Here is a 10,603-nt window from a genome sequence, read left to right on the forward strand (position 1 = left end):
ACATTCGAAAGCTCGACACCCGAACCATCCGCCTTCACGCGAATTTTGACGTTGTAATCAACGACCCGCTTTACAGGGACCAAGATCTTCATGGCAATTTTCTCCGACTGGCGATGCAGGCGCGATGGCACGGCGCCGATCGTCGGCGTCCTGGCCATTCCTGTCATCGATCGTTTCAGGGTTTAGGCGCCGGCGGCGCGCCGTTCGGCGAGAATGCGCCTCGTATAGGCCTTTATGCCGCCCTCCTGCATCATGCGCAGGGATTCCGGCGCCATTGGCGCAAGCCTCGCGTGATAGCCGGTAGCAAGGTTGCGCAGGCTGCTGATGTCGAGATCGATTTCCAGCTCGTCACCCTCGGTCACGTGCCGGTCGATATCGGCGAGTGCCACGATCGGGATGCCGAAATTGATGCCGTTGCGCATGAAGAGCCGGCCGAAGCTGGGCGCCACAACGGCTGCGATGCCCGCCTCGCGCATTGCGCCCGCGGCTTCCTCGCGGCTTGATCCGCAGCCGAAGTTCAAGCCGCCGACAATGATGTCGCCTGGGCGGACCTTCGATGCGAAGCCCTCATCGATTCCCGCCATCAAATGGGAGGCCATTTCGCCCGGTTCATAGGCCGGCCGAAAATAAGGTTTCGGAAAGATCAGGTCGGTGTTCACGTTCACACCAAAGGTCCAGGTTCTGCCACGTATCTTCATTGCTTCACCAGAAATTCGCTCGGGGAGACCACGTGGCCGGCGATTGCGGACGCGGCCACCGTGGCGGGAGAGGCCACGATGAGGCTGGAGTCCGGGCTACCCATGCGACCGCGGAAATTGCGGCTGGCGGAAGTAATGCCCATTTCACCAGCCGCCATCATGCCCTGGTGACAGCCTGTGCAGGGCCCGCATCCGGGCACGCCGATCACGGCACCTGCCTCCACCATGATCTGGATGAGACCTTCGCGCATGGCCTGCTGGAAAACGTCCGCCGAACCGGGATTGACCATCATCCGGCAATTGTCCGCGACGTGCCTGCCGCGCATGATCTCCGCCGCCAGACGGAAGTCGTTGATCCTGCCGCCGGTGCAGGTTCCGAAGATGGCTTCGTCGACCTCGATATGGGCCGCCTCGCCTGCCGTCACGACATTGGAGAGGTCGTGCGGTAGCGCCACCAGCGAGTCCAACTCCGTCACGTCGATCTCGATGGTGCGGGCGTAATCCGCCTCCCCGTCCGTCTCGTAGACCGTCCAGCCGGATGTCACCTGACGCGACCGGAGATAGTCGAACGTGATCTCGTCGGGCTGGATGTATCCGGCCTTCGCGCCGAAATCGATCACCATATTCGTCAAAACGAGGCGCTCGTCCATGCACAGCGAGCGGACGAGCGGGCCAGTGAACTCGACCGCCTGGTAGACGGCGGCGTCCTCGCCATAGTCCTGGGCGATCTTGAGCACGATGTCCTTTGCGGTCACCCATGGCTTCAGTTCGCCATGCAGCACGACACGCAGCACTTCGGGAACACGGAGCCAATTGTATCCGAGTGCCAGGCCCGAGGCGATGTCGGAATGCCCGAGTCCGGTCGAGAAGCAACCGAGGGCGCCATTTGTAACCGTATGGGAATCGGTCCCGAAAATGAGGCTTCCGGGCCGCGCATACCCCTTCTCCGGGAAAAGCACGTGGCCAATGCCTTCTCCGGCATGGAATTTCGATATGGCCTGAGCCTTTGTCCAGACCCGCGTCACCTTCTGGGCCTCTGCATCCTGCGGGCGGATCGCGGGGTAATGGTGGTCGAAAACGACAACGACCCGTTCCGGGTCGAAAACCTTGTCGCCGCCCATTTCCGCAAGCAACGCACGGGCGCGTGCTGCGCCGCGATCGTTCAGCATGATCAGGTCAGGCTCGACATTCACGATCTCTCCGACCTGAACGCTGTCCCGGCCCGCGTGGGCGGCAATTATCTTGGCAAGCGCATGCATGGCAACCTTTCAGCCGGTGTCGGCTTCCGTTCGTCTCATTCTATGAAACATCATTTCATTTTATATTGCAAGATAAGTCTGTTTAGGAAATAGTGTCAACAGGCGTCATCGCCGTGCCATGAGAGAACAAAGGATCACCCCGTGCAGCAGGAAGACACCGGCGGAATGCCCGAAAACCGCGAAGACGAATCGAAGCGAGCCGAGACGGGCTCGCCCGCGGTGCGGCTGCGCCAGCTGATGGAGCAACAGGAACGCGTGGTTTCGGTCCTTCACCCGCCGAGCGCCCACCTCGCCCGCATCATGGAGAAAGCCGGGTGCGAGGTGGGCTTCGTCGGGACCGGAAGCGTCGTCGGTGCCTATACCGGGCTTGCCGATGTCGGCACGGCAACCATGATGGAATGCGTCACGATCTCCGGCTGGATCGCACAGTCGGTGAATTTTCCGATCATCATGGACGGCGACACCGGGCATGGCGGCATCATGGCCGTGCGCCGCATGGTGCGCGAATGCATAAGGGCAGGAATCGCAGGAATCCGCATCGACGACCAGCCGATCGAGGGCAAGCGCAGGACGGGCGACGCCGGTATCGAAGTCGCGCCGCTCGACCAGGTCATCGCCCGCTATCGCGCCGCCGTCGACATGAAGAACGAGATCGATCCGAACTTCGTGGTGATGGCGCAATGCTATGCGCGCGACGCTGTTGGGTTCGATCTTCCCAAGACACTCGACCGCCTGCGGGCCTACCGCGAAGAAGCCGGCGTCGACTGGGTACAGCTCGAATCACCGCACTCGGTCGATGAGATCCGCCACGCCCGCGCCGCGGTGAAAGGGCCATTTTCGTTCATGAAGGGCAAGCTGCCACGTTACCTGTCGCTCGACGAGCACAAGGACCTCGGTGTCAATCTCGCCTGGCTGCCGAGCTTCACGCATCATATTGCGTGGGCCGCCGTCTGGGACTTCATGCAGGAATTCCAGAGCGACGGCATCGCGGCCTGGGAACGTTTCGCCGATAGCCGCAAGGCCAATCCCTATCCGATCCCCTTTGTCGGACCGGAGGGCGAAGGGGCCACACGCCAGCAGGCCCTTGAAGAGCGCTATTTTCGTGGAGTGCCTGCCGAAGGCCGCGACGGCTGAGGCGGCCATGGCCCGCCGCACCGGGCGCTTGCTTGCCGGCGGAATTCACGCCGGCGGCTTGTATCCCAGGCGCTCCGATATCTGCCGCGCACCGTGCAGCATCAGGCCGATGCATCGCTCCCTGTGTTCGGGTGTGTAGCGATAGGCCGGCGTCAGCACGTCGATTGCCGCTACGGTGCGGCCTTCATAATTCTTGATAGGCACGGCGATCGCGCCGCCGCCTGCGATCAGCTCGCCGCGGCTTTCGGCATAGCCGAGCTCTCGGATAAGGGCGATTTCCTTGAGCAGGTCCTCCCGCCGCGTGATCGTGTTTTCCTGGATCTGCTGTAGCTCGACTCGGGCGAGATAGTCTTCGATTTCTGCGTCATCCAGCCCGGCAAGAAGCACCTTGCTGGACGCACCGGCATAAAGCGGAGAATGCACGCCGAGATCGGCGCTGCGGCGCATCGGATGCAGCCCTTCGAGGGAATCGATGTGAACGCGCGTATCGCCAGAGCGCACGGAGAGCACGATGGTCTCGTTCAGTGCGTTACGGATGTCGCGCATGACGGGGGCGGCCAAGGCATGCAGGTTGGCCTGCCGGCGGCGAATGTCGGCAAGGCGCACGAGGGCGAAGCCCAGACTGTACTCGCCCGTGTTCGGGTCCATCTCGCAGAACTCGTGTTCGACGAGGGTGGAGAGGATGCGGAACACGGTGGATTTCGGCAGACCCGTCGCCTTGGAGATATCCTTGAGGCCTCGAGATGGCTGGCCCGAACTGAAGACACCCATGATCTCCACCGCCCGGTTCAAGACGGCGATGGAGTAGGCACCACCCTTCTTGGTGGCCTCTTCCGTGGCGGAAGCAGATGCTTCGTTTGTGTCCTCAGATGGGGTGGCCGCGCGTAATCCGCGGCCCCCTCTTCGACGTCCGGAAACTGTTTCGTCCATATGGGAACCCATTTCATATCGTGAAATGACACCGTAATGGCAAACCGTTTCAGCGTCCAGCCTCAGCCTGCAACGGCTTGTTCTGCCTGCTTGGCGGCCTTCGTGCTGACATAGGCGGCAGCACTTCGCCCCGCAATGCGCCCGAAAACCGCACCCGCCATCAGGCCCGTGCTGCCGGGATAGTTGAAGTAGTAAAGCCCGCCCACCAGTTCACCGGCGGCAAAAACGCCGGAGAGTGGCTGGTCTTCGATGTCGAGAACCTGTGCCTCCGTATTGATCTTCAGGCCGCCGAACGTGAACGTGATGCCGCAGCCGACCGAGTAGGCCTCGAATGGACCTTTCTCGATCGTGTTGGCCCAATTCGACTTGGTGACCGCGAGCCCTACCGTCGACTTTCCATCCTTGATGTTCGGATCGAAGTCGACATCCTTCTTGATGGAGTCATTGTACTCGCGAACGGTGTTGAGGAAGCCGTGATAGTCGACGTCCCCCATCTTGTCGGCCAGTTCCTCGAGGGTATCGGCCTTCACCTTGGTGGCGCCGCGCATTTTGTATTCGTCGCGAATGAGATGCGCGACCTGGGCATCGAACACCTGCCACGCATAGCTGCCGGGCTGCTGCAGCACAATCCTGCCATACTTGGCATAGGTGTAGTTGCGGAAGTCAGCCCCCTCGTCCAAGAAGCGTTTGCCCTCGGCATTGACCATGATGCTGTAGGGGTAGCTGTGGCGATAGCCCGCGGAATGCTGGCCATCGACATCGCCGAAATCGTTCGCATAACGCTCCCAGGAAACCGAGTGGCAGCCAGACCACTGGCCGTAGGACTGCGCGCCGAAGTCGAGCGCCATCTTGATGCCGTCACCCGTATTGTAGCGGGTTCCGCGAACCTTGGCCATTTCCCAGCCCGGGCCGAGATAGCGGGCACGCCATTCGCGGTTGGCCTCGAAGCCGCCGCAAGCGAGAACCACGGCCGTGGCGTGGATGTCTTCCTCGATGCCATCCACGATGACCCGAACGCCGCCGACGGCTGCGCCGTTGCGCAGGAGCGAGACAGCTCGCGTGCCGTAGCGGATTTCGACACCACGCTTCTCCGCGGCGCGAATTTCGGCCTCGATGAGACCGGCACCACCGCCATTGGCATAGATGACCACGCCGCCGAAGAACTTGAATCGGCCGTTGTGGTTGAAGGCCTGGCGTCCGTAGTTCGGCACAAATTTCACGCCCTGCTGCATGAGCCAGTGAACAGTGTCGGTGCTGTTGTTGACGATGATGTCGGCGAGCTCCGGATCGATGTGATATTGCGTAATGCGGCCCAGATCGTCGAAATAGTTCTCTGCGGTATATTCGCCGAAATCCGTTTTTGCGATGTCCTCGTCCGACAAGTCGGGAACGATCTTCTTGATATCGGCAGCACCGTGATGGACCATGCGGAAGCCGCCGCCCGTAAAGGCGGAATTGCCTCCGCGCTTGTGCTCCGGCGCGCGCTCGAGCACGAGAACGCTTGCTCCGCCTTCAACGGCCGAGAGTGCTGCGGACAGAGCTGCGTTTCCGCCGCCGACAACGATCACATCGTATTGCTTGCCACTCATTGAAAATTCGCTCCTCCGGTTGAGACGCCGCTCCATCGTCGGACGGCTTTGAATGCACCATGCCGACCCCAGCCAGCATTGTCAATATTATGAAACATCATTTCATTGTACGAAACATCAATGTGTCACTTTGCTGCCGAACAACCGCCGGACGACGATCGGCCCGATGACGACGAGGCAACTCATGCGGATGATCTGTATCGCGGTAACGAAGCCCAGGCTGATATGAGCCGCGACGGCGAGCGCCGAAACCTCCGCGACGCCCCCGGGCGAAAACGCCAACAGCATCGCGTCGAAAGCCTCGCCGAGAAGATAAGAGACGCCCGTGGCAAAAGCTGCGACGAGAAGAAGCGCGGAGAGCGCCCATATGAGTGAGATCGCAAGCGTGCCGAAAACCTCGTTCAAGCGCACGCCCGCAAAGCGGACCCCGATGAATGTTCCCAGAACGACCTGGGCGCCGGCCACCATGGCCGCAGGCGGGGCGCTCTGTGTCAACGGAATTGCGTGCACAATGACGCTGGCGATGAGCGGACCGATGAGGAACGGTGCTGGTATGCGCAGCAGTTTGCCTGCCAACGAGCCAACGATCGCGCATCCGACCAGAATGGCGAGGTCAAGCCATCCGGGCGGCAGTCCGGCCTTGGGCGTCAGGGCCACGACCTCCAGACCGAGAAGATACCGAAGCGAGAGGGAAATGGCCGTGACCGTGACGGCAAGGCGCGCGGAGTGCACCAAGACGACCTTCTTCACATCCGCCCCGCAATCCTCCGCCAGAACGACGATTTCCGACAGATTGCCCGGCACGGCGGCAAAATAGCTCGTGACAGAATCAAAGCCGGCTCGCCGAAAAAAGAGCCAGCCGAGCCCCACCATGCTGGCGAGGTAGAGAACCACGAGGAGCGCCAGAACGACCAGCGCGCTGCCCGTCGGTATGCCCGAGACATCCAGCACGCTGCCGAACATGACGCCGAGAACGGTCGCTAAGCAGTTGCGCGCTAATTTCGGCATGGCGAGCGGCAGCTTGCAGAAACTGGCGATCGTTGTCGCCGTCATTGCGCCGAGCATGAAAGGGAGCGGCGTACCGATAAGGGAGAAAGCCATCCCGCCGGCGGCGCCTATCCCCACCGCCAGCAGGAGTTTCAAAAGCTGCGCGACCACGCGCCGCTCACATCAGCCAGTCCGGGAAGTCCAGCCAGAGCGGGATTAGACCCTCTGGATAGTCGAGATAAAGCACATAGGCGAGCACCGCGAGGGTCAGGATCGTACACAGGGTGATGATCGCGTTTCGGCGCAAGGGACGACCGCACTCGACATAGAGGAAGGCAAAGACGAAGACCGCCGATGCCAGCGTAAAGCCCAAGACGTAGATAAGCCCGGCAAACAGCGCAAACCAGGCGAAGTAGACGTATTTGCTCGGCCGCTCGCTGAAGACGGTCCTATTCGTCTGGTCGATATCGCCGAGGACGGGATTTGCCAGCGGCGCGAAGGCTTGGTGTGCAATCACCATGCCGGTCAGGATAATCGTGATGACGCCCACAGAGGCGGGATAGAGATAAGTGAGATAGCTTTTGTCGCGGATCGCAAAGAGCGCCCATAGTGTGACAAGTGCCAGCGCGGCCGAGAATGCGATCTGGGGTACGCGCGATGTCACCGCGTCTCCTTCCGCATCCGCGGGATCATCCGGCGACGACTTCATCATGATGCGGATGCCGACGGCGAGCGAGGCGAGCACCATGAGCGCGATGGCAATGGACTGAGGCCGCTCGAGGAAGGACAGGCCATAGACCTGCGCCGTCTGATAGATATTGGCTTCGAGCGGGCGCGAAAGGACGAACCCGACGACCAACGCCGGACGCGGCCAGTCGAACCGCTTCATGTAGCAGCCGAAGACCGTCAGCGTCAGAAGAGTGACGATGTCGCCCCAGCTCTTCGTCGCCTGATAGGCGGTGAACACCATTACGACAACGATCAGCGGCGCCATCAAAGCGTAGCGAATGACAGTCAGGCGAGCAATCGGCCCGGCCAGCATGACGCAGAGGATGCCCGCGAAGACGTTTCCAAGCGCCAGCGACCAGATGATGACGAAGGTTAGGTGCAGGTCGGCGCCCACCATGCGCGCACCGGGCTCAAGCCCGATCAGAATGAACGCGCCAAGCAGCAGCGCCATAGACCCGGAACCCGGTATGCCAAAGAACAGGGTCGGTACGAGGTCACCACCGCGCACCGCATTGTTGGCGGCTTCGGGCGCGATCACGCCGCGAATGTCGCCCTTGCCAAATTTCGAACGGTCCCGCGAGGATTGCACGACATGGCCATAGGCAAGCCAGTCAGCAGTGGAGGCGCCGACACCCGGCAGGATGCCGACGATCGCGCCCAACACCGAGACGCGAAGGACCAGCCACCAGTTGCGTATCGTGTCGAAGATGCCCTCCATGAAGCCGCTGCCGAGCCGCGCATCCTTGGCGATCGTCGAGCGCTGCCGCATCAAGTCGACGATCTCTGGAAAGGCGAATATGCCAAGCGCCAGCACGACGAGCGGAATGCCGTCGCTCAGATAGACCGTGGAAAACGTGTAGCGCAGTTCACCGGTGGCCGGCGCACTGCCGATGCTGCCGAGCAAGAGGCCGACGGAACAGGCGGCAAGTCCCTTGAAGAGACTCGCGCCCGTCAGCGATCCCACCATCGATAAAGCGAGGAGGATCAGCAACAACTGTTCTCCCATGCCCACGCCGAGGATCAAAGGCTTGGCGATGAAGACACAGCCCGTCAGCACAACGGCGCCGAACAGACCCCCGATGAGCGAGGCCGAAAAGGATGCACTCAGCGCCCTCGCCGCATGGCCCTGACGCGCCAGCGGGAAGCCATCAAGCACGGTCGCGGAGGATGACCCACCGGGTATGCCCATGAGGATGGACGGAAAGGTGTCGCCTGTCGCCGTCGTTGCCAACATGCCGATCATCAGCGCAAGGGCGGAAGTCTGCTCCATGCCATAGACGAAGGGAAGAAGCAGCGCCATGCCGGCCACGCCACCCATGCCGGGCAGAACACCGACCACCATGCCCATGCCGACACCGATCAACAGATAGGCAAGGTGGTGCAGCGACAGCAGCTCCCCCAGCGACTGAACTATGACTTCCATGATATTCCTCAAATCGACGCGTCAGCTGCGCCCGCAAAAACAAGGATCGAAGACGTGGAGATCACGCCTTCGATCGCGCCAGATTATAGAGACGCGTCAAAACGCTGCTTCAGCCAGGACCGCAGCCAGCCGAGCGCTTCATCGTCGAAGACGACGGCGCTGCGAACGTTGCGGGTTGCCGCCTCCCCCGTCGCCTGCGGCTCTTCCCCAAGCAGGTCGGTTGCCTTCTTCTTGAGCGCCGGATCGGCTTCGAAGTCGGCAAGCAGCTTGCTCACAGCACCTTCATAGGTCGCCACGACCTCATCCGGTGTGCCTTCCGGCAGCAGGATCGCCCTGGTCGCCATCACGTTGAGGTTGAACACGGAATCCCAGGCCTTGCGCGCCGGGCCGGACAACGGCTCGCCCTTCAGCTTTTCGTAGACCTCCAGGAAATGCGGTAGATCCGGATTGGCGGGGTCGCGCACGACCTTCCCGTTGTCATCCGCAAAACCGAGCGTGAAGAGCGGCACAACCTCCCCGCTGTCGACCAATGGCTTGGCGAGCTTCTGGTAGGCATTGTTGATCGCGAAATCGAGGTTGAGTTCACCGCGCTCGAAGGCCGGAAAAGCGTCGCCACGGTTGAGGCCGAAAACCGGCCGCACTTTCACACCGAGAAGGTCCATTGCCATGAGAACGCGCATGTCGCCGCCGGTCGGATTGTTGGCGCCGAGCGTGACGTCCTTGCCTTCGAGCTGGGGCAGTTCGTCTGCCGTCTTGATGCCGAGGGCACTGCTCATATAGACTACGGTGCCCTGGGCGGAGCTGATAATCGGGATCCATTTGTCGAGATTGTATTGCGCGCGCTGGTCCTTGAAGGTGAAGTTCAGCATCACGGACGCGCTGGCTGCGATGATATCCGTGCCGTCCTTCTTGGCGCGTTGCTCGAACTGGTTGCTGCCGGCAATCGCGCCTGCCCCTTCGACATTCTTGATCACTATCGTCGGCTGCCCGGGCAAGCGCTCGGCAATCAGCGGTGTCAGGAACCGCGCATAGAGATCCGCCCCACCGCCTGCCGCATAGGGCACGGTGACCGTGATCCTCTGACCGGCGAAGTCGGTTTCGGCCACAGCCGAACCCGCAAAGCCCGTACAGCAGACCAAGCCGGCTGTAACAAGCAGAGCATATTTCCACGTCTTAAAAAGCATGCGTATCCTCCTCCTGATCGCGCAATACCGTATGTCTCATCTAGTGAAACGGTATTTCATATATAAGCACAGAGTTCAGCGCCGTGCAAATGCTTTGCTCGGGCGAGCCGACGCTGAGCAAAATTGACGCTGCGATTGCACACGGAACGTCCTTGAGGCAGATCAGGGCCGCGCGGCATTCTACGCTTTGAGTAATGGGATGCTGATGGCGACAACTAAGCAGAAGATTGCCAGGCGACCGATTACCAAGTCTTTGGCAAGTGATTCAGTGCCCAAAACGAGACAAAAGCCGGGCGTCCAAATTGCAGAGCTGCGGCAATCGGCCATTGTAAATATGAAGATGCGTGCGGATAAATAGCGCGGCCCCCACAAAACCGCACAGCCCTACGTCAGCGAATAACGATTGATAACCTTGCGGCGCGTATAATTTTCTGTTTTCAATGGGCTACCGACGCCTATCGCTGGACATAACCCAGAAAGCACCGCCTCGAATACTCATCTGGAAGCCCTCCCGCAGAATTCAATAGCGAACGATTGCCTCGATATCTACGCTGTGAAGCTACCAATACACATGGTGACCTGAGACCCATCGTCCCTCCAATTTTCAGGAGAGTCTTGGGTTTTCAATCTGACCTTATGCGGCCTGTTTTTCCATAGCCATTTTCATTGC

The 10,603-nt window shown here is 60.8% G+C and carries 8 protein-coding genes and 1 pseudogene; 1 reads left to right on the forward strand and 8 read right to left on the reverse strand.

The features are described from left to right. From J2Y63_RS34865 to J2Y63_RS34875, 3 genes and pseudogenes are all read right to left on the reverse strand, one after another. Window positions 1-92: pseudogene (locus tag J2Y63_RS34865) on the reverse strand (electron transfer flavoprotein subunit beta/FixA family protein); the annotation flags it as partial. A 90-nt stretch (window positions 93-182) separates the two neighbouring features. Further along, window positions 183-698 carry a 3-isopropylmalate dehydratase gene (locus tag J2Y63_RS34870; protein ID WP_435269759.1) on the reverse strand — a complete coding sequence of 172 codons (516 nt, stop codon included), beginning with the start codon at window positions 696-698 and terminating at the stop codon, window positions 183-185. After that, the gene (locus J2Y63_RS34875; protein ID WP_256114422.1) at window positions 695-1,957 is read right to left on the reverse strand and encodes a 3-isopropylmalate dehydratase large subunit; all 1,263 of its coding nucleotides are present in this window, start codon (window positions 1,955-1,957) and stop codon (window positions 695-697) included. The genes J2Y63_RS34870 and J2Y63_RS34875 overlap by 4 nt, the downstream gene beginning before the upstream one ends. A 141-nt stretch (window positions 1,958-2,098) precedes the next feature. On the opposite strand from J2Y63_RS34875, the gene J2Y63_RS34880 reads away from it, so the two are divergent. Next, a complete protein-coding gene (locus J2Y63_RS34880; protein ID WP_435269760.1) occupies window positions 2,099-3,091 on the forward strand; it encodes an isocitrate lyase/PEP mutase family protein in 993 nt (330 codons plus the stop codon). Between the two features lie 45 nt (window positions 3,092-3,136). Here the strand turns inward: J2Y63_RS34880 and J2Y63_RS34885 are convergent, their stop codons facing one another. The 5 genes from J2Y63_RS34885 to J2Y63_RS34905 all read right to left on the reverse strand — a co-directional run bounded on the left by J2Y63_RS34885 (window position 3,137) and on the right by J2Y63_RS34905 (window position 9,933). After that, window positions 3,137-4,033 (reverse strand): IclR family transcriptional regulator, encoded by an 897-nt coding sequence (locus J2Y63_RS34885; protein WP_435269761.1) that lies wholly within the window; start codon window positions 4,031-4,033, stop codon window positions 3,137-3,139. Window positions 4,034-4,083: 50 nt separating this feature from the next. After that, window positions 4,084-5,610 carry an FAD-dependent tricarballylate dehydrogenase TcuA gene (gene tcuA, locus J2Y63_RS34890; protein WP_435269762.1) on the reverse strand — a complete coding sequence of 509 codons (1,527 nt, stop codon included), beginning with the start codon at window positions 5,608-5,610 and terminating at the stop codon, window positions 4,084-4,086. A 117-nt stretch (window positions 5,611-5,727) separates the two neighbouring features. Continuing rightward, window positions 5,728-6,768, reverse strand: a complete 1,041-nt coding sequence (locus J2Y63_RS34895) for an AbrB family transcriptional regulator (RefSeq protein ID WP_435269763.1) — start codon at window positions 6,766-6,768, stop codon at window positions 5,728-5,730. Window positions 6,769-6,775: 7 nt separating this feature from the next. Continuing rightward, on the reverse strand, window positions 6,776-8,749 hold the full coding sequence (locus tag J2Y63_RS34900; protein WP_256114428.1) for a tripartite tricarboxylate transporter permease: 1,974 nt from the start codon (window positions 8,747-8,749) through the stop codon (window positions 6,776-6,778). A gap of 83 nt (window positions 8,750-8,832) precedes the next feature. Further along, complete coding sequence (locus J2Y63_RS34905; protein ID WP_435269764.1) at window positions 8,833-9,933, reverse strand: Bug family tripartite tricarboxylate transporter substrate binding protein; 1,101 nt, start codon at window positions 9,931-9,933, stop codon at window positions 8,833-8,835. Window positions 9,934-10,603 lie beyond the last annotated feature (670 nt).

The sequence above is a fragment of the Shinella sp. BE166 genome (genome assembly GCF_051201095.1).
Classification (GTDB): domain Bacteria; phylum Pseudomonadota; class Alphaproteobacteria; order Rhizobiales; family Rhizobiaceae; genus Shinella; species Shinella lacus.